Raw genomic sequence first — 19,008 nt, 5'->3', positions numbered from 1 at the left:
CGTGTGCTCTCAGATCGCTTCGCGCAGATGATAGCCCTTGGGCCGCGTAAGGTTTTCGTAGCCGATGCGGCCCATCGCGCCGCCCTTGCCGGTGTCCTTTACACCGGTCCATACGAGGCCGGGATCGACATAGTCGCAGCGGTTCATGAAGACCATTCCGGTTTCGATCCGGTCGCCGAGGCTGGCGGCGCGGTCGGTGTCGGTGGTCCAAAGCGAGGCCGTCAAACCGTATGGGCTGTCGTTCATGAGTTGCACGGCCTCGTCGTCGTCGCGCACCTTCATGATGCCGACGATGGGGCCGAACGATTCCTCGCGCATCACGCTCATCTGGTGATTGACGTCGGTCAGCACCTCCGGCGCGAGATAAGGCGAGCCGGCGCGGTCATTCTCGACCTTCATGCCGATATGGGTCGTCGCGCCCTTGCGTAGCGCCTCGGCCTTCTGCTCGCGCACGAAATCGGCAAAGCGGGCCTGCGCCATCGGTCCCATCGTCGTTGCCTGATCGAGCGGATCGCCGACGACATAGTTCTTCGTTTCGGCGACGAAGCCCTCAACGAAATCGTCATAGACTTTCTCGTGAACATAGATGCGCTCGATGCCGCAGCAGCACTGGCCCGAATTGTAGAACGCGCCGTCGACGAGGTTGGCGACGGCATGGTCGAGCTTCACGTCCGGCAGGACATAGGCGGGGTCCTTGCCGCCAAGTTCAAGGCCGAGCGTCATGAACGTGCCGGCCGCAGCCTTCTCGATGGCTTGTCCACCCGCGACCGACCCGGTGAAATTGCAATGGTCGATCCGGCCCGAGCCGAGCAACTTTTCGGTCTGGCCGTGATTGAGAACGATGTTCTGGAAAACGCCCTTCGGCAGACCCGCCGCCTCGAAGGCCTTCGCGAAGCGCTCGCCGACGAGCAGCGTTTGCGCCGCATGCTTCAGGATCACGGCGTTTCCGGCCATCAACGCCGGGACGATGGTGTTGACGGCCGTCAAATACGGATAGTTCCATGGCGCGATGACGAGAACGGTGCCGAGCGGCACGCGCTTCAGATAGCGTCGAAATCCGGTCTTCTCGTCGGGCGGCATCACGTCGGCAAGGGCGGACGCGGCGAGATCGACCATGTAGCGCGTGCGCTCCTCGACACCGCCTTTTTCACCGCCATAGCGGATGGGTCTGCCCATCTGCCAGGCAAGTTCGGGGACGATCTCGTCATTCATGGAGACGAGCGCCGCAAGGAAGGCGTCGAGATATCCAGCGCGCTCGGCTATCGACAGCGCCGCCCAGTCGGCCTGCGCCGTCTTCGCGCGTTCCAGCACGGAATTGATATGAGCTTCGGAGGCAACCGGACGTTCGGCATGAACCGACCCGTCGACGGGCGAAATGAGTTTGATGGTATCCACGATTGTCTCCGGATTTCAGTATCGTTCGAAGCCGCGATGCAATTCCCAGTCGGTGACGCGGCGGTCGTATTCGAGTTGCTCCCAGCGGGCGGTGTGGAGATAGTGCTCGACGACGTCATGACCGAACGCGGTGCGCAGCATGTCGGAGCGTTCGAGCGTCGAGATCGCCTCGCGCAGGGTCTTGGGAATCTCCGGCAAGCCCTCTCCCTGATAGGCGTCCCCCTCGAAAGGAGCACCAAGCTCAAGCTTTTCATCGATGCCGGCCAGTCCCGCCACAATGAGCGCCGCAAACGCGAGATAAGGGTTCAGATCCGCCCCACCGATCCGGCATTCGGTGCGGATGCCTTTGGTGCCCTCGCCGCACAGGCGAAAACCTGCGGTGCGATTGTCGCGGCTCCAGATCATCTTGGTCGGTGCAAACGTACCCGCCTGGAAACGCTTGTACGAATTGACGTATGGCGCGAGAAACCAGGTGTAGTCGGCCGCATATTTGAGCTGTCCCGCCATCCATGAACGCATCAGCGGCGACATCGTGTTTTCGGCCTTGGTGTCGAAAAAGAGCGGCGTCTTGCCGTTGGCCGACCAGACCGAATTGTGGATATGGCTCGAATTGCCCGCCAGCGAATAGTCGTATTTCGCCATGAAGGTGACGGCCTTGCCCTGCGCGTGGGCGATCTCCTTGGCGGCGTTCTTCAAAAAGACGTGCCGGTCGGCCATTTCCAGCGCGTCGGAGTAATAGACGTTGATCTCTTCCTGTCCCGGTCCCCATTCGCCCTTCGAATTCTCGACCGGGATGCCCGCTTCTTCCAGACCGTTGCGCAGGGCGCGCATATAGTCTTCCTCTTTGGAGGTGATCTGGATCAGATAGTCGCCGATATGGGGGGACGCGGTGCGCAGGTCCTTCCAGCCCTGTGTGCGTGCGCTGTCGTAGGTTTCCTCGAAGAGGTAGAATTCCAGTTCGGACGCGAAATAGGCGAGGTAGCCGCGCTCTTTCAGCCGCGCGACCTGACGCTTCAGGATCGCGCGCGGCGAATGCGGCAAATCCTCGTGATGACGATGGTCGAGCAGGTCGGACAGAACGAGCGCCGTCTTTTCGAGCCAGGGCGTCAGGCGGATCGTGGACAGGTCCGGCTTGATGACGAAATCGCCATAGCCCTTTTGCCAGCTTGCCGCCTTGTAGCCGGGCACCGGCTCCATATCGATGTCGTTGGCAAGCAGGTAGTCGCAGCCATGTGTCTCGTCATGGGCCGATGCGATGAAATGGCGTCCGGTGAACCGCTTTCCGATCAGGCGTCCCTGCATATCGACGGCTGCGACGAGAACCGTATCGATCGCTCCGTCCGCGATCAGTTTCTTCAATGCGTTGAAGGAAAGCGCTCCGGTCATGCAAATCCTCTTTGCCTCACACCGTCCGCGACGGCCGTAACGGCATTTACATCACGTATTCGTGCATGTGCAAAGCGGCCCGGAACGCACTTTAATGCCGATCCTTACGGATATTTAACAACAAAACTGGTGCATGGCACGAGACGTGCTGGCATAAGAATCGCACGATAACGTGCCTGCCCATGTCGCAATGCATGCGGTCGCTCTCTCATCGAAGACAATACTTCGGAGACTGCGGTCAAAAGTCAGATAGCCGGAGTACCACATGCCGATCTGGAAACAGCTTGCCATATGCGCCGTCCTGCTCGTTGCAGGCGCGATTGCCTGGGCGCTTTTCGGCTCCCCGCGCGAGACGCTGGCAGGCCTGGGGATCGGATCGGCCCCTGAGGTGGCGCAAATGCAGGCACCCGGCCCAAATCCGGAACAAGGGACGGCCCGGCAGGGTGGTGGCGTGTTCACCGTTGCCGTGACAACGGCGACGATCAATGATCGCCTGCAGGCGATCGGCACCGGCCGTGCGGCCGAAACGGTCGCTGTCACGCCATTCGCGTCAGGTCGCCTGACGGAACTTCTGGTCCGCTCCGGCTCGACAGTCGATGCCGGAGACATCATCGCCCGGCTCGATTCGCAGACCGAAACCATCGCCGTCGATCGCGCCCGCTTCGCGCTGGAAGACGCAGAGGCTCGGCTTCAGCGTATCGATCAGCTTCGCGCGTCAAACACCGTGTCGCAGGTGCAACTGACCGAAGCGCGGCTCGGCGTCGAAAATGCCCGCCTAGCGCTGCGCGATGCGGAATTGACGCTCGAACGGCGCGACATCGAGGCTCCCATTTCTGGCGTCGTCGGCATCCTGCCCGTTTCCGTCGGCAATTACGTGACGAGTTCGACCGAAATCGCCTCGATCGACGATCGCTCTAGCATCCTCGTCGATTTCTGGGCGCCGGAGCGCTACGCAGGCATGATCGAAGTCGGCGCAGCGCTTCAGGCTTCGCTGATCGCTCGGCCTGATCAGGTCTTTCGCGGGGAAGTAAGCGCGCTCGACAACCGCATTGACGCCCAGAGCCGCACGTTGCGCGTCGAAGCGACCATCGACAACCCCAGCGATGCGTTGCGTGCCGGCATGTCCTTTCAGGTCGAGATGTCGTTTCCGGGCGAAACCTATCCGGCGGTCGATCCGCTCGCCGTGCAATGGGGCACTGAGGGCGCGTTCGTCTGGGCCGTCGATAACGGCGTCGCCCGCCGCGTGCCCGTCCGCGTCGTCCAGCGCAACACCGATTCCATCCTGATCGCGGCCGAGATCGAGCCGGGCGTGCAGGTCGTTTCCGAAGGCATCCACTTGGTGCGCGAGGGAGGCGACGTGCGCATCGCGCAGCCGCGCGGCGAGACTATCCCCGCCGTCGAAGCACGCGGTTCTTAAGGAGACGGGCGCGATGTCGAACGCCACCGCAGCCGCCAAGGACGACGCCAATGGCATGACCGCGCTCTTCGTGCGGCGCGCCGTGCTGGCCTTCGTGGTCAACGTCCTGATCGCGGTCGCCGGCCTTGCCGCCTTTTTCGGCGTCGAGGTGCGCGAGCTTCCCGATGTCGACCGTCCTGTCATCACCATCCGGACCGAATATACGGGCGCGGCTGCCGAAACGATCGACCGCGAACTGACCTCCATCCTTGAAGGGGCGGTCGCCCGCGTTCCCGGCGTCAACAACATGTCGTCATCGTCGTCGTTCGGCAATTCGCGCGTCACGGTCGAGTTTAATGACGGCGTCGACCTCGACACAGCCGCATCCGACATGCGCGATGCGGTCAGCCGCGTGCAGAACCGTCTCCCGGAAAACGCCGAAGCACCGCTGATCGTGAAGGCCGACGACAACGCGCAGGCGATCATGCGTCTGTCGATAACGTCTCCGTCGATGAACATCGAAGACATGACGGTTCTGGTCGAGGACCAGATCATCGATCAATTCGCCTCCGTCCCGGGCGTCGCCGACGTGCAGATTTATGGCGACCGCGAGAAGATTTTCCGCATCGACATCGACCAGAACCGGCTTGCCAGCCTCGGAATGACGGTCGCGGACATCCAGAACGCACTCGCCACCATGTCCTTCGACACTCCGGCCGGCAGCCTCACCTCGTCGTCGCAGGCGCTTGTGGTGCGAACGCAGGCGCCCGTCACGACGCCGGAGGATTTCGAGAATATCGCCATCAGCCCGAACGCACGGCTGCGCGACGTCGCCAACGTCACGTTGGGGCCGGACATCGGCGAATCCGTTCTGCGCTCCGACGGCATGCCCGGCATCGGCCTCGGCATCATCCGGCAGGCACAATCGAACACGCTCGACATTTCCGTCGGCGTGCGTGAAGCGATGGAGCGCGTGCGCCCGACCTTGCCGGAAGGCATGAACATCTACGTCACAAGTGACGACGCGACCTTCATCGAGGGTGCGATCCACGAGGTGGAGATCGCGCTGGCCATCGCCGTCACGGTCGTTCTCCTGATCATCTTCATCTTCCTGCGCGACTGGCGGGCGACCGTCATCCCTGCGCTCGCCATGCCAATCTCGCTGATCGGCACCGTCGCCGCGATCTTCCTGATGGGCTTTTCGCTCAACATCCTGACGCTTCTGGCGCTCGTCCTGGCCGCCGGTCTCGTTGTCGACGACGCCATCGTCGTTCTGGAAAACATCGTGCGCCGCCGCAATCAGGGCATGGGGCCGCGCGCCGCCGCCGTGCTCGGGACCAAGGAAGTCTTCTTCGCCATCCTTGCGACCACGGCCACGCTCGTCGCCGTTTTCGTGCCGCTCTCGTTCCTTCCCGGACAGGCGGGCGGCCTGTTCCGCGAATTCGGTTTCGTGATGGCGATCGCGGTCTTCATTTCCTCCATCGTGTCGCTGTCGCTTTGCCCGATGGTCGCCTCGCGAATTCTCAAGCACAACGACCTTGGCGAGACGCCGGGCAGCACGGGCGAACGTGTCGCTGGAGCCTTTGCCGGCTTTTATCGCCGCACGCTCGCCGCCTGCCTCAACGCGCCCATCGTGGTCGTCGCGATCGCACTGGTCTTTGCGGGCGTAGCCGGCTTCGCCTTCACCGCCCTGCAATCGGAACTGACGCCGCCCGAGGATCGCTCTGCGGCGTTCATGCGCGTTTCTGCGCCGCAAGGCGTGTCGATCGACTACCTTGCCCAGCAGATGGCGGAGGTCGAACGTCTCATTCAGCCTCTGCGCGATTCCGGCGAGATCATCGCGACCTTCTCGCTTGCCGGTCAGGGCGGTGCGACGAACAATGGCTTCATTTCGCTGACGCTCGCGCCATGGAGCGAACGCGACCGCACGCAGCAGGAAATCCTCGACGAAGTGAACACGCTGGTCGAGCAGGTTCCGGGCGTGCGCGCCTTCGCGTTCCAGCCCAACAGTCTGGGCATTCGCGGCGCCGGCTCGGGCCTGCAATTCGCCATTCTCGGCAACAACTACCAGACCCTCGACGCCGCCGCGCAAGCGATCGTGGCCGAGATGCAGGACGATCCGCGTTTTCAGCAGGCGCGCCTGACGACCGAATCCACCCAGCCGCAGCTTTCCGTTTCGATCGATCGCGAGCGCGCTTCCGATCTCGGCATCGAGATCGCCGGTCTGGCGCAGGCCCTGCAATCGCTGCTCGACGGACGCGAAATCGGGGAAGTATTCATCGACGACCGCGCATTCTCGGTCAAATTCGTATCCACGACCAATCCGGTCAACGATCCGACCGATCTGGAAAGCATCTATCTGAAAACCGGCGACGGCCGATTCGTGCCGGTTTCGACGATCGCCTCGATCCGCGAGGTCGCCGTCCCGCCATCCCTTTCGCGCGAGGACCAGATGCGCGCCGTGTCGATAACGTCGGCCCTTGCAGAGGGCTTTGCGCTCGGCGATGCGCTCGCTGAGGCGACGCGGATTTCCGAAAAGCATATGCCCTCGGGTGCGCGCGTCCTGCCGCTCGCCGAAGCCGCGACGCTTGGCGAAACCGGCAACGCGATGATGACCGTCATGGCCTTCGCGCTCATCATCGTGCTTCTGGTGCTTGCCGCCCAGTTCGAAAGCTTCGTCAGCGCGATCATCATCATGGCGACGGTGCCGCTCGGCCTTGCCTGTGCGGTGATCGCCATGCTTTTGACCGGCACCAGCCTCAACGTCTATTCGCAGATCGGGCTCGTGCTTCTCGTCGGGCTGATGGCCAAGAACGGTATTTTGATCGTCGAGTTCGCCAATCAATTGCGCGATCGTGGGCACAATGTGCGCGACGCGATCGAGGAAGCATCGAACATCCGCCTGCGTCCGGTCGTGATGACGATGCTGTGCACCGTCGTCGGCGGCGTTCCCTTGGTGATGGCCTCGGGTGCGGGCGCGGAAGCCCGCATCGCGCTTGGCTGGGTGATCGTCGGCGGACTTGGCCTCGCCACCATCTCGACCTTGTACCTGACGCCCGTCGCCTATCTGCTCCTCGGCCGTTGGGTAACGCCGAAGGTCGAGGAAGAGGCACGGCTCGACCGTGAACTCGGCGAAGCCGAGGCGAACGAGCAGCGCAAGCTCGCTCCGGCCGAATAGAACTCTTCGTTGAAGGTCGCGAAATGAAAAGATCGCTCGTTCTTGCCGTCGCGATGGCGATAACAACGATCTCGCACGCCGCGCCTGTCTCTGGACGATACGGCCCGACCCTCCTCGTCGTGGATGGCAAGCATCTGAGCGGCGTTATCGGGGACACGGCGCGCGGCAACGGTACGGATGAAGCGCCGCAGTTCATGTGCCGAGCGCTGGTGACGGGGCGCTTCGACGGCGATGTTGCCGAACTCGTCGCCTGGCTTCCCGATGATCCGCAACGTATCGCAGGTACGTTGACGAGAGACGGAGCCGACATTCACGTGCGTCTGGACGAGAACCCGCCCGGCTGCGGCATGGTCTCCAACATGACCGGTGACGGACAGCGTTGGTGGCTGGAGGAAGCGCGCCCGGACTGGATCGCGGTCGGGATCGTTACCACCGAACGCGCCATCCTTCACTCCGAACCCACCGAGGACACGGAACGCGAACGGCCTTATCTCGTGGAATGGGACGTTGTTGCCGTGCTTGAACAGCGCGGAGACTGGGCGCGCGTCGAATACGTCCAAAGCGACCCGCTCGCACGCGGCTGGATCAAGGTTTCCGATCTCGCGCTTGCCGGGCCGGGTGAGGAATGAGCGCGCCGCAAAAATCGCCGGACGCCGCCGCGCGGGAGCGCGCCGCCAGAAGCCGCCGACGGCGCAGGAATGACGCAGAATTCAAACGAATATCGCGCGAAGCGGGACCGCGCTGGAAGTCGGCCTTGTTCGGCCTGTGTTTCGTCGTACCGGCCGGGCTGATTATCGTATACGCATCGGCACGGATCGAAACGATGCTTGAAACGCTGCGTATCCGCGAGGCCGTCATCGACACGTCGAGCGAAATGTTCGGCATCATCCTTGTCGCCCTGTCGATGACCGGCATCGGGATTCTTGCACTGCTCGGCGCGATGCGGATGGCATGGGCCTATCATCATGCCGGGGCGATATTCGGCGGCATCCTCGCATGCCTGCTGTTGGGCATCGGCCTGATGATCACTGGCGGCGAGATCAACGCGGCGCTGATGCGTTACAACGGCTATGAGCCATGCGACCGCAAGAGCTATTATCGCATGACGACGACCTTATGGGCGTTGCAAGAGCGCGGCTGCGACGGCGTCGATTACACGACATGGCGGCCATTGCGGTAAGCCGTTCGCCGGTAGCGCCCATGCGGATCACATCCTGCCGGACAATCGTTCTGCGATGTCTTACTCTCGGCGACATGCAGCCCGACAGCACCTTTTTTGTCATCGCCTCTCAAAACAGTCCGACGCCACGGATCACCCTTGGCCGCATGGCCTGCGATGAAACGCTGACGCTGGATGCCGCCCGCCTCGCAGCACAATACGCTTTGCCGTGGGGCGACATTCTTCTCGTCCTCGACGATGATTGCCCGTTCGAGGAGGAGCTTCACCTCGTGCTTGTCAGGAAAGGCGCGATCCTCGATCGTCTGGGTATCGGATTTCCCTACACGCCAGCCATCTTCGAGGAGATGGGCCATGATGGTTGCGAACTGCGCTTCACCTTCGAGTCCGACAAGCTCTGGATGCTGCATGTAGAGGAAAGCGGTACGCGGAGCCTGTCATGGTTGCCGGCCGGGACGCGCAAGCGCGGACGCTGGTTAAAGCCACGCCACCTTCATCTGTCCCGCTCCGATCCGAAATAAGGTGCGCCCACGAACGCGTTCACATTGCTTCGATACGCTCGATCAGCAGCAACGCCGCAACGATGAGCCCGATTGTCCAGATAAAAACCGACGGCCACCAACTCCACGTTTTCGAATGCGGCCAGATGGGCAAAAACGCGATTGCGGCGACCAGAAGCATGACGATGAGAATGACGATCATTCCCGCATCCTAGCGAATGAACCGGCGTGCAGACAGCATTACTGATCGCTTGAAGTCCAGCCACTAAAAACGCCGCCCGAACCAGCGGGCGGCGTTTTCATCTTTAGGACAAGGTTCAGTTGGCTGCTTCGGCCTCTTCCTCGCCGCCATCCGCTGCTGCACCGTCGCCATCTTCCGGATCGATGCGGATCACTTCGCGCCACATGCCGCCCTGGACCTGCGAAAGGACGATGGTCGTCGCGCCCTGATGGTCCTCGGGACCGTAACTGATCTGCATGCCGCCATTGATCTCGTCGGTGAAATCGAGGCTTTCCATGCCTTCGCGGAAGGATTCCGCCGTCAGGTCGGGACCGGCGGCTTCGAGCGCGTTGACCAGCGTCAGCGCGGCGGCGTGGCCGAGTTGCGCAGCTGTACCGGGCGTTTCGCCCGTGCTGGCCTGATAGCTATCCGCCCATTCCTTCACTTCAGGAACGTCGAGACGCTCCTCGAAATCGACCCAGCCCGATGTCGCGTAATACCCCTCGGTGACGCCTTCGGGCACCTTGGCGACGGCGGTGTTCATGGCAGCCGACGATCCGATGAACTTGACGTCGTTCCAGCCCAGCCGCTTTGCCGTTCCGATCGCAACGATCGTCTGGCGCACGCCGACGCCGGTCGCGACGATATCGCAGCCAAGTTCGCGCAGACGCGTCACCGCGCCGACGAAGTCCTGTTCGTCGGGACGATGCGTGGTTTCTCCGGCGAATTCGACGCCCCGCGCTTCGGCTTCATCGACGGCTGCTTCATGCACTTCGAGGCCGAAATCGGACGGGATATACATCGAGCAGATCTGCTCCGCGCCGTCTTCCTCGATCAAATGGCCGATGCCCGCGCGCGTCCCGTCGTAATAGGACGACGTGCCGGCATATTTATAGGTGATGTCGCCCTCAATCATCTGGCGCGCGGAGGTGAGCGGCGAAACATTTGCAACCTGCCGCGCCTCCATCAGCGGAAAGCCGGCGATATTGTGGGGCGTACCGAGGTTCAGGATCATCGCAAAGACCTGATCGGAATTGATCAGCTTGTTGAAATTCTGCACCGCGCGCGGAACCTGATAGCCGTGATCTTCGGCGATGAACCGGATCTGGCGGCCATGGACGCCACCATTGGCGTTGACCTCGTCGAAGATGAGCTGCGCGGCCTTGATCGCGCCGACATTGAACGCGGCAAAGATGCCCGAAAGGTCACCGTTCGAGCCGATCCGCACTTCCGTATCGGTGACGCCCTGCGTAGCGAAAGCGGAGGACGACATGCCCGCGGCAAGCCCCAGCGCCAATATGTATTTCCCAGACAGAACTTTCATTTCATTCCTCCTCTCGGGGTTGTCCCGCATTCCTCCTGTATGGCCCTTTTCAGGCATCGGATTATCCGAAAACCGGTTCCCACTTTTCGGTCCGATGCCCTAGCCATACATCTCGTCAATCAAAGGCTTGTGCTTCTTCTCGACGAAACCTCGCTTCAGCTTCATCGTAGCCGTCAGTTCCTCGTCTTCGGCCGTCAAGAGAACGTCGATGAGCCGGAAATCCTTGATCTGCTCGACGCGCGCGAATTCGCGGTTCGTGTCGTCCACGACCGATCCGATCAGGTCGCGCACCTCCTGCGCGGCGCAAAGCGAGCGGAAATTGTTGAACGGCACCTTCCGGTCCTGCGCGAATTTCTCAACGTTTTCCTGATCGATCATGATCAGGCATGCGAGGAACTTGCGCTGGTCGCCGATAATGACGGCATCGGAAATGTAAGGGCTGAATTTCAGTCGGTTCTCGATCTCGGCGGGCGTGATATTCTTGCCACCGGCTGTGATGATGATGTCCTTCATGCGTCCGGTAACGAACAGATAGCCATCGTCATCGACGCGCCCGACATCGCCTGTCCTCAGCCATCCGTCTCCGGTGATCGTCTCCTCGGTTTTGTCCGGCTTGCCCCAATAGCCCTTGAAGACATTGGGCGCGCGATACTGGATTTCGCCCTCGTCCGAAATGCGGATTTCCGCCCCTGGGACAGCCGGGCCGACGCTGCCGGTGCGGCTTTCGCCAAGACGATTGACCGAGATGACGCCGGAACTTTCCGTCATGCCGTAGCCTTCGAGGAGTTCGACGCCGACGGCGCGATACCATTTCAAAAGGTCAGGCGAGATGGGTGCCGCACCGGTCGTGCCCCGTCGCAACCGGTCGAAGCCGAGCATGCGGCGCAGGTTTCGTAGCACCATGAAATCCCAGAACGCATAGGCGAGGCTTGTTGCGGTGGGAACCGGTCGTCCGGTCTCCAGCGCGGCGGCGCGCTTCATGCCGGTTTTGACCGACTGGCGATAAGCCCATCGCCCGAGCGGCGAGGCCTCGTTCGCCATGATCGTCACGCGGCTGTAGATCTTTTCCCAAACGCGCGGCACGCCGGTAAAGATGTGTGGCGAGACCTCGCGCACATTGTCGAATACGGTTTCCGGGCTTTCGGCGAAATTGACGGTCGATTTCAAGCCGATCGGCGTGAACACAGTCACCAGCCGTTCGAGAATGTGGCAGAGCGGCAGGAAACAGACCTGCTCGTCGCCCTCGCCGACCGGAAGCGTCAGCACTGAACCGATTACCGAGGCAATGATGTTTGAGTGCGTGATCATCGCGCCTTTGGGCTGGCCGGTCGTGCCGGACGTATAGACAAGGATCGCTACATCCTGCGGCTTCGACTTGGCGATTTCCTCGTCGAAGAGGTCGGGGTGATCCTTCAGCCCACATTTCCCAAGTAAGGCGCTGATTTCGCTGTCCTGACCATTATATTTCCTATATAAAACATGGTGTTGAAGGCTGCGAGGGGCGCGTTTCATGGATCACCCAGAGGGTGCGGGCTTGCAACGGGCAGATCGGGTGGATTTCGACCCTCGCGTGCGGCTGGAATTTCGCGGCACGCAGCTCAGTTCCGACGGCGGCCTTCTGGTGATGCGCGAGCTTGATGACGCGCTCGGGTTGTCCGATTTGGCGTCAGCGGCGCTGCGCGATACTCGCTCTGGCAAGAACACGGTCCATCGGCTCGACGGCCTGTTCCGGCAATCAGTCTTTGGGCGGCTGGCCGGATACGAGGATGTCAACGACGCCAACCGTCTCGCCTGCGATCCGGTCATGCGCCAAGTTGTCGGCGGCAGAGCGGTCGATGCACAAGCGGCCTCGGCATCGCAGATGGGACGGTTCGAGACCGAGACGCTGGCTCTGGCCGGGAACCGTGCCGCGCTGGCCGACCTGAACGGGCAATGGATCGACCGGTTCCATGACCGTAACGGGCTGAAGTACATCGTTCTGGACATGGACAGCTCGGTCAGCCCGACCCATGGCGACCAGGAAGGGTCCGCCTGGAATGGCCATTTCGACTGTAGCTGCTATCACCCCAACTTTCTGTTCAACCAGTTCGGGATGCTGGAACGCTGCGCCCTGCGCCATGGCAACGTCCACAGCGCCGATGGCTGGCGTGATGTTCTCGACCCCGTCATTGCGCGCTACGCGGAGCGCGACCTTGGTGGCAGGTTCTTCCGGGCCGATGCTGCCTACGCGATCCCGGCGATCTATGAGCGATTGGAAGAAGCGCGGTTCTTCTACGCCATCCGGCTGCCCGCAAACGCGGTCCTCAAGGACAAGATCGCGCATCGGCTAACGCGCCCTGTCGGGCGGCCGTCACTGACCAAGGTCAAGCGGTTCTTCGAGGAATTCGAGTATCAGGCGGCGTCCTGGGACAAGGAACGCCGGGTGATCGCCAAGATCGAATGGCATCCGGGCGAACTGTTCCCGCGTGTCGGCTTCATCGTCACCAACCTGCCGATGGAGCCGGACTGGGTGGTGCGGTTCTACAACCAGCGCGGCACCGCCGAGCAGCACATCAAAGAGGGCAAATACGCCTTTCGCTGGACGCGGCTGTCGTGCCGGAAGTTCCGCGACAATGAGGTGCGGCTGCAACTGCACGCCCTGGCGTACAACCTGGCCACCTTCTTGCGCTGCATCGAGCTGCCCGAGGCCATGGCCGACTGGTCGTTGACCAGCCTGCAACTGAAGCTGATCAAGATCGGGGCACGTGTGGTCCGTCACGCCCGCACCATCACCTTCCAGCTGGCCGAGGTCGCTGTCACCGGCACGATGGTACGCGCCATCCTCGCCGCTATCCGCCGATTGCGAGCGCCACCGCTATGCGCATGATCGCGATCCACGCTCAAACTGAACGAAAGCGGCTGGACAGATCTGTCCGCTGCGCTGAAAAACGCCGCCCCTGGGCAAGGAAACAGCGGCTTCGCGGTCTGATCCGTCCAGATCCAGCAGTCTGCGCGACCGCAGGTGCCGCTTGCGGCAGAAAATCCTTGTCTAGCGCTCGGATACAGGCGATCTTCACCTCAAACGACACGCCACTTGGGGAATGCAGGTTCAGATAGTCGCGGCCGATCCTGTAGAGATCGTCGAGGAAGATGACCTGATCGTCGGCAAAATCGTGGAGGCCGTCACGGTCGAACACGATGACCTTCGAAAGGCCCGGCATTTCGCCGCGTATGGACAGGAACTTGTCGAGTTGCTCATCATTTTCGACCAGCAGGAACCGGCTGTCGGAATCGTTGACGAGATAGGCGAGTTGCTTGGCAGAATCCGTCGTGTAAACGCCCGAGGATATGCCGCCGACCGACTGGATGGCGAGATCGGCGTAGATCCATTCCTTGTTGTCTTCCGACAGGATCGAAACGGCTTCGCCGCGTTTCAGCCCGAGCGCCAGCAGACCGAGGCCGATTAGCCGCGCATGCTCATAAAAGTCCGTCCAGCTATAGGACAGCCAGATGCCGAAATCCTTTTCGCGATGGGCGATCTGAGGGCCGAGTTCCAGGCAGCGCTGGCGAAACAGCTTCACCAGCGTGTCGCATCCGTCGAAGTAGAACGGACCTTGAACGAGGTCCTCGTTGAAGGAATGGCCGCGAACGGTCTGCATCGGCGGCAGTTTTTCGGCGATGGTCATGCTTCTACCTCCACGTCTTCTTCTGCTTCCAGCGCTTCTGGCCGCGCTGGGCCTCCTCCGTCTGAACGCCAAGATAGAATTCCTGCACGTCCTTCGACTGCAGGAGCCTGTCGGCGCTGTCGGCCATGACGATGCGGCCAAGCTCCATGACGTAGCCGTAATCGGCGACTTCAAGCGCGACCTTGGCGTTCTGTTCGACAAGCATGATCGTCACGCCCTGCTCGCGGTTGAGCCGCCGCACGATCTGGAAGATTTCCTTGACCAGCAGCGGCGACAGGCCAAGCGACGGCTCGTCGAGCAGCATCACTTTCGGCCGCGCCATGAGGCCGCGCCCGATGGCGAGCATCTGCTGCTGTCCGCCCGACAGCGTGCCGGCTGCCTGCCCGCGCCGTTCCTTCAGGATCGGGAAATAGGAAAAGACCATTTCCTCGTCGGATGCGATTGCGGCCGTGTCGGAGCGCGTGAACGCGCCCATGCGAAGATTTTCCTCAACGGTCAGGAGCGGGAAGACCTCGCGCCCTTCGGGAACATGGACCATACCGAGCCGCACGACCCTGTCGGGGTTCGCGCCCGCGATGTTCTCTCCCTTGTAGAATATCTGGCCTTTTTCCGGGTCCATGACCCCGGAAATCGTCTTCAAAAGCGTCGTCTTTCCTGCGCCATTCGCGCCGAGCACGGTGACGATCTGTCCGTCGCGCACGTCAAGGCTCGCGCCACGGATTGCCATGATCGGCCCGTAATAGCTTTCGAGGTTTCGCACCGAGAGCACGATCTCGGGATCGGCTTTATCCGCAGGGGCGGTCATCGTCATGCCAGCACCTTTTCGTGTTCGTCGGCGACGCCGATATAGGCCTCGATCACCTTGGGATGGTTCTGCACCTCATGCGGCGTGCCCATGGCGAGCATCTTGCCGTCGGCAAGCGCCAGCACACGATCCGAAACGGACGCCACGAGATGCATGTCGTGTTCGACCATCAGCACCGTGATGCCCATCTGCTTCTTGATATCCTCGACCCAGAAGGCGACGTCCTGCGTCTCCTCGACCGAAAGTCCCGATGCAGGCTCGTCGAGAAGGAGAAGACGCGGCTCGATGGCGAGCGCACGGCCCATCTCGACCACCTTGCGCACGCCATAGGGCAGGCCGGCGATGTACTTTTCGCGATAGGCCTGAAGATCGAGAAAATCGATCACGCGTTCGACCGCCTCGCGGTGGCGGCGCTCTTCGGACCGCACGAAGGGCGTGAACATCAGTTCCGTCCACATATGGCTTTTCCGGTGGCGGTGACGCCCGACCAGAAGGTTCTGCGCCACCGTCGCATGGTCGAACAATTCGATATTCTGGAAGGTGCGCGCGATCCCGAGCCGCGCCATTTCGTGCGGCTTCCTATCGAGGATGGTGCGCCCGTCGAAGCGGATATCGCCTTCGGCCGGGTCGTAGATGCGGCTGATCAAATTGAACAAGGTGGACTTGCCTGCCCCGTTCGGCCCGACCAGCGCGAACACCTCGCCTTCCTCCACATTGAAAGACACCTGACTGACGGCGGTGACGCCGCCGAAGCGAAGCGTGACATTGTCGATTTCGAGGAGGCTCATCGCATGCGCTCCGTCTTGAGATAGGCTTTCTGGCGGCGGAACATGTCCTTTCGATAGAAGGGGAAAAGCTCGAAATAGGTGCGGATCTTGATCCACCGCCCATAGATGCCGCGCGGCTCGAACAGGATCACGAGGATCAGAATGACGCCGAAGATCGCCGTTTCCAACCCTGGAATGGCGATCGACCCGCCGCCGATGATACGCCCGATCGCATCGCGTGCGATCGCGATGGTCTGCGGCAGCATGGCAACGATGATCGCACCGAAGAACGCACCGTGGATGGTGCCGAGGCCCCCGATGACGATCGCAAGCAGAAGCTGGATAGAGATGATCAGGTTGAACGTCTCGTAGTTGAAGACGCCGGCATAATGGCCCATCAGCGCACCGCCAAGACCGGTGATGCCGGCTGAAAGCCCGAAGGCCACGGCCTTGGCGCGCGCCACGTTGATGCCCATCGCCTGCGCCGAGATTTCCGAATCCCGGATGGCCGCGAAGGACCGGCCGAGTGGCGAGCGCTCAAGATTGCGATAGAGAAACACGACGGCGAGCACGATCGCGAAGACGAGGTAATAAAGCAGCCACGGCGTGCGGTAGCGATCGATTTCGAGACCGAAAATATCGATCGGCGGCGCGAAAAGCCCGATGACGCCGTTGGTCAGCGGCGTGGCGATGACGATGAATTCCTCCACGAGAATCACCACCGCAATCGTCGCGATTGCCAGATAAATGCCGTGCAACCTTGTGATCGGCAGCGCGATGATCGCCCCGGCGACACCAGCGATCAGGCCCGCCAGCGGAAACGACAGCAGGAAGGGAAGACCGAGGCGTTCCTGCAAAAGCACGTTCGCATAAGCGCCGATGGCGAGAAACGCGGCATGGCCAAGGCTCGCCTGTCCGGTCTGGCCGACGAGGACCATCAGCCCCATGCAGGCGACCGACCAGACCAGAACGTTCGTCACCTCGCCGAGCGCGAAGGTGGAAAGGACGAACGGCAGCACGAGCATGATGATGAGCAAGCCCGCATACCAGCCCATCTGCTGGGGGTGGCGAAAGAGATTGATGTCGGCGTCGTAGCTTGTCTTGAAAACGGTTCTCATCGCCTCACACCTTCTTCGCGTGGACCTGGGCGAGAATGCCGTGCGGTCTGAACACCAGGATCAGGAAAAGAAGCAGGTAAGGCATGACCTGATTGTAGTGGGGCGGCATGTAATAGGCCGCGAAAGGCTCGATCAGCCCGACGATCAAGCCACCCAGAAGCGCGCCCGGCAGCGACCCGAAGCCGCCGATGACGGCGGCCGCGAACGCCTTGATGCCCAAAAGCCCGATCGACGGATCGATGGAGCCCTTGGAGGCGAAAAGGATACCGGCGACAGCCGCGACCATACCCGACAGCGCCCAGATCAGCGAGTGAATGCGCTTGACCGGGATGCCCATATAATAGGCCGCAAGCTGGTTCTGCGAGGACGCCTGCATGGCGACGCCAAGCTTGGTGCGGTTGAAATAAAGCCAGAGCAGCAGCGTCAGGATGGCGGTGACCGCGATCACCATCACCTCGTCGAGGCCGAGTACGATCCCCCCGAACCTGACATCGCGGCCCGCGATCGGCGAGGCGAGCGAGATCGGCTCGTGCCCCCACATGACGCCGGCGAAAAAGCGCAGGACGAAGCCGAGCGCGATGGTCAAGATGACGATCGCGATCTGCGACTGGCCGAACATGCGCCGCAAAACGACGAGATCGAGTGCGTAGCCGAACGCGCCCATGATCGCGATGGCGATGGGAACGGACAGCCAGAACGGAAGATCCATGAATTGCGGATTGGTCAGCCCAAGGCAGATGAAGGCCCCGAGCATCATGAAATCGCCTTGGGCGAAGTTCACCGCTTCGGTCGCCTTGTAGATCAGCACGAACCCCATCGCGATGAGGCCGTAGACGCAGCCATTGGCAAGGCCGCTGACGATGAGCTGCAATACGCCCACAGGCGCTCCTCCTCCCGGTTTCCGGCACGGGGTGTTGTCGGCCTGCGGTCCGTCCGGTTTCCCGGCTCCTCTCGAACCGCAGGTTGAACCCTGCGTCGGCTTTCGACTTTATGCTGCCCTCACTCAAGGGCAAGCGTTTCGCTCACACCATCGCGTTACGGCGCGATGAAAACCTTGCCGTTCGGTCTGGCCAGTTCGTCCGCAACGCGCGAAACCGCTTCCTCAAGTGGCACGATCGCGGTCACGTCCGTCTTCCAGCGCCCGTCCGCAAAGCGCTTTTGCGCCTCGATGACCGCAGCCATGCGTTTTTCGTCTCCGGCCGAGCGCATCCACTCGGTCAGCCAGAAACCCTCGATTTTCTTGTGCATGAAGATCATCTGGCCCGGTTCGATGATCGGGGTGACGCCCGCATCGAGCCTGCCATAGACGATCCAGCGTGCGCGCTTACCCATCGCGTTGAAGATTTTTGCGGCGAGCGGGCCGGTGACGGCGTCGAGAAAGATGCGTGGTTTCTCGCTGGCCATCACCTCGGAAAGGCGCGCGTCGAAATCGGCAGCTTCCGCGTTCAGGACATGCGCCGCGCCGATGCCCTTCAAAAGCTCGATCTGGTCGTCGCGCCGCACGATGGCGATGGGGCGGTAGCCTTCGTCCTTCGCGACGGAGATGATCAGCTTGCAAAGCTGGCTTGCGCCGGCGGTGACGACGAACGCCTTTTCGCCCTCGTCCCGGACGATGCCGAACATGGCAAGCGCGGTCAAAGGATTGACGATCATCGCCGCCGCATCCTCGTCGCGCACGCCATCCATCATGATCGGTACGCATGCACCGGCCTCGGCGACGGCATAATCCGCCCAGCTTCCCCAGTTGGAAAGGCCGGTCGCGAACGCCACGCGCTTGCCCATCAGCCCTTTTGCCTCCGCACCAGCCGCGACGACTTCGCCGACACCCTCGAAGCCGGCCGGCTGTCCCTGTTTTCGCGGCTGGCCGTAGAGCCCTTTCAGGAACATCACGTCGGACGGATTGATCGAGGCGAGCGCAACCTTGACCAGAACCTGGCTCGGCCCCGGCTGCGGCACCTCGATTTCGCCCTGTTCGACATAAGGCTCCATGGCCTCAAGTACCGTTCCCGAATGGTCGCGCGAATAGCCGTCATTCTTGAGAAGCAGGGCTTTCATGGTTTTGGGCAGCGCCATGTCG

At 61.8% G+C, this 19,008-nt stretch carries 17 protein-coding genes; 6 read left to right on the top strand and 11 right to left on the bottom strand.

Annotated features, from left to right (window positions below; genetic code table 11):
• Positions 1–9: 9 nt before the first annotated feature.
• Together ACX82Z_RS01340 and ACX82Z_RS01335 are read right to left on the bottom strand one after the other, a co-directional pair.
• Positions 10–1,398, bottom strand: coding sequence for an aldehyde dehydrogenase family protein (locus ACX82Z_RS01340; protein ID WP_459591209.1), 1,389 nt, complete (start codon positions 1,396–1,398; stop codon positions 10–12).
• 12 nt (positions 1,399–1,410) lie between these two features.
• On the bottom strand, positions 1,411–2,781 hold the full coding sequence (locus tag ACX82Z_RS01335; RefSeq protein ID WP_459586355.1) for a glutamine synthetase family protein: 1,371 nt from the start codon (positions 2,779–2,781) through the stop codon (positions 1,411–1,413).
• A gap of 265 nt (positions 2,782–3,046) precedes the next feature.
• Here ACX82Z_RS01335 and ACX82Z_RS01330 point away from each other — a divergent pair, with 265 nt between their 5' ends.
• From ACX82Z_RS01330 to ACX82Z_RS01310, 5 genes are read left to right on the top strand one after another with little or no spacing between them, the layout of a single operon-like run.
• Positions 3,047–4,198, top strand: coding sequence for an efflux RND transporter periplasmic adaptor subunit (locus tag ACX82Z_RS01330; RefSeq protein ID WP_459586354.1), 1,152 nt, complete (start codon positions 3,047–3,049; stop codon positions 4,196–4,198).
• 13 nt (positions 4,199–4,211) lie between these two features.
• Positions 4,212–7,355: an efflux RND transporter permease subunit gene (locus ACX82Z_RS01325; protein ID WP_459586353.1), complete on the top strand. Its 3,144-nt coding sequence runs from the start codon at positions 4,212–4,214 to the stop codon at positions 7,353–7,355.
• Between the two features lie 23 nt (positions 7,356–7,378).
• Positions 7,379–7,984 carry a hypothetical protein gene (locus ACX82Z_RS01320; RefSeq protein ID WP_459586352.1) on the top strand — a complete coding sequence of 202 codons (606 nt, stop codon included), beginning with the start codon at positions 7,379–7,381 and terminating at the stop codon, positions 7,982–7,984.
• Positions 7,981–8,535, top strand: coding sequence for a hypothetical protein (locus ACX82Z_RS01315; protein WP_459586351.1), 555 nt, complete (start codon positions 7,981–7,983; stop codon positions 8,533–8,535). Before ACX82Z_RS01320 ends, ACX82Z_RS01315 begins: the two co-directional genes overlap by 4 nt.
• Before the next feature lie 20 nt (positions 8,536–8,555).
• Positions 8,556–9,053, top strand: a complete 498-nt coding sequence (locus tag ACX82Z_RS01310; protein WP_459586350.1) for a hypothetical protein — start codon at positions 8,556–8,558, stop codon at positions 9,051–9,053.
• Positions 9,054–9,072: 19 nt separating this feature from the next.
• Here ACX82Z_RS01310 and ACX82Z_RS01305 read toward each other — a convergent pair whose 3' ends face one another.
• From ACX82Z_RS01305 to ACX82Z_RS01295, 3 genes are all read right to left on the bottom strand, one after another.
• Complete coding sequence (locus ACX82Z_RS01305) at positions 9,073–9,234, bottom strand: DUF3309 family protein (RefSeq protein WP_459586349.1); 162 nt, start codon at positions 9,232–9,234, stop codon at positions 9,073–9,075.
• A 115-nt stretch (positions 9,235–9,349) separates the two neighbouring features.
• Positions 9,350–10,576, bottom strand: coding sequence for an ABC transporter substrate-binding protein (locus tag ACX82Z_RS01300; protein ID WP_459586348.1), 1,227 nt, complete (start codon positions 10,574–10,576; stop codon positions 9,350–9,352).
• Between the two features lie 99 nt (positions 10,577–10,675).
• Positions 10,676–12,088, bottom strand: coding sequence for an AMP-dependent synthetase/ligase (locus ACX82Z_RS01295; protein WP_459586347.1), 1,413 nt, complete (start codon positions 12,086–12,088; stop codon positions 10,676–10,678).
• On the opposite strand from ACX82Z_RS01295, the gene ACX82Z_RS01290 reads away from it, so the two are divergent.
• Positions 12,087–13,442, top strand: coding sequence for an IS1380-like element IS1247 family transposase (locus ACX82Z_RS01290; RefSeq protein WP_006473457.1), 1,356 nt, complete (start codon positions 12,087–12,089; stop codon positions 13,440–13,442). The genes ACX82Z_RS01295 and ACX82Z_RS01290 overlap by 2 nt on opposite strands.
• Before the next feature lie 13 nt (positions 13,443–13,455).
• On the opposite strand, the gene ACX82Z_RS01285 is transcribed toward ACX82Z_RS01290, so the two are convergent.
• The 6 genes from ACX82Z_RS01285 to ACX82Z_RS01260 all read right to left on the bottom strand — a co-directional run bounded on the left by ACX82Z_RS01285 (position 13,456) and on the right by ACX82Z_RS01260 (position 19,004).
• The gene (locus tag ACX82Z_RS01285) at positions 13,456–14,241 is read right to left on the bottom strand and encodes an AMP-binding protein (protein ID WP_459586346.1); all 786 of its coding nucleotides are present in this window, start codon (positions 14,239–14,241) and stop codon (positions 13,456–13,458) included.
• Between the two features lie 4 nt (positions 14,242–14,245).
• A complete protein-coding gene (locus tag ACX82Z_RS01280; RefSeq protein WP_459586345.1) occupies positions 14,246–15,052 on the bottom strand; it encodes an ABC transporter ATP-binding protein in 807 nt (268 codons plus the stop codon).
• Positions 15,049–15,834, bottom strand: a complete 786-nt coding sequence (locus tag ACX82Z_RS01275; RefSeq protein WP_459586344.1) for an ABC transporter ATP-binding protein — start codon at positions 15,832–15,834, stop codon at positions 15,049–15,051. Before ACX82Z_RS01275 ends, ACX82Z_RS01280 begins: the two co-directional genes overlap by 4 nt.
• Positions 15,831–16,931, bottom strand: a complete 1,101-nt coding sequence (locus ACX82Z_RS01270; protein WP_459586343.1) for a branched-chain amino acid ABC transporter permease — start codon at positions 16,929–16,931, stop codon at positions 15,831–15,833. Before ACX82Z_RS01270 ends, ACX82Z_RS01275 begins: the two co-directional genes overlap by 4 nt.
• Positions 16,932–16,935: 4 nt before the next feature.
• Positions 16,936–17,811, bottom strand: a complete 876-nt coding sequence (locus ACX82Z_RS01265) for a branched-chain amino acid ABC transporter permease (RefSeq protein ID WP_459586342.1) — start codon at positions 17,809–17,811, stop codon at positions 16,936–16,938.
• 155 nt (positions 17,812–17,966) lie between these two features.
• The gene (locus tag ACX82Z_RS01260) at positions 17,967–19,004 is read right to left on the bottom strand and encodes a zinc-binding dehydrogenase (RefSeq protein WP_459586341.1); all 1,038 of its coding nucleotides are present in this window, start codon (positions 19,002–19,004) and stop codon (positions 17,967–17,969) included.
• Positions 19,005–19,008: the final 4 nt, after the last annotated feature.

The organism is Aliihoeflea sp. PC F10.4, from assembly GCF_054612275.1.
This window is presented reverse-complemented; position numbering and strand designations above follow the sequence as displayed.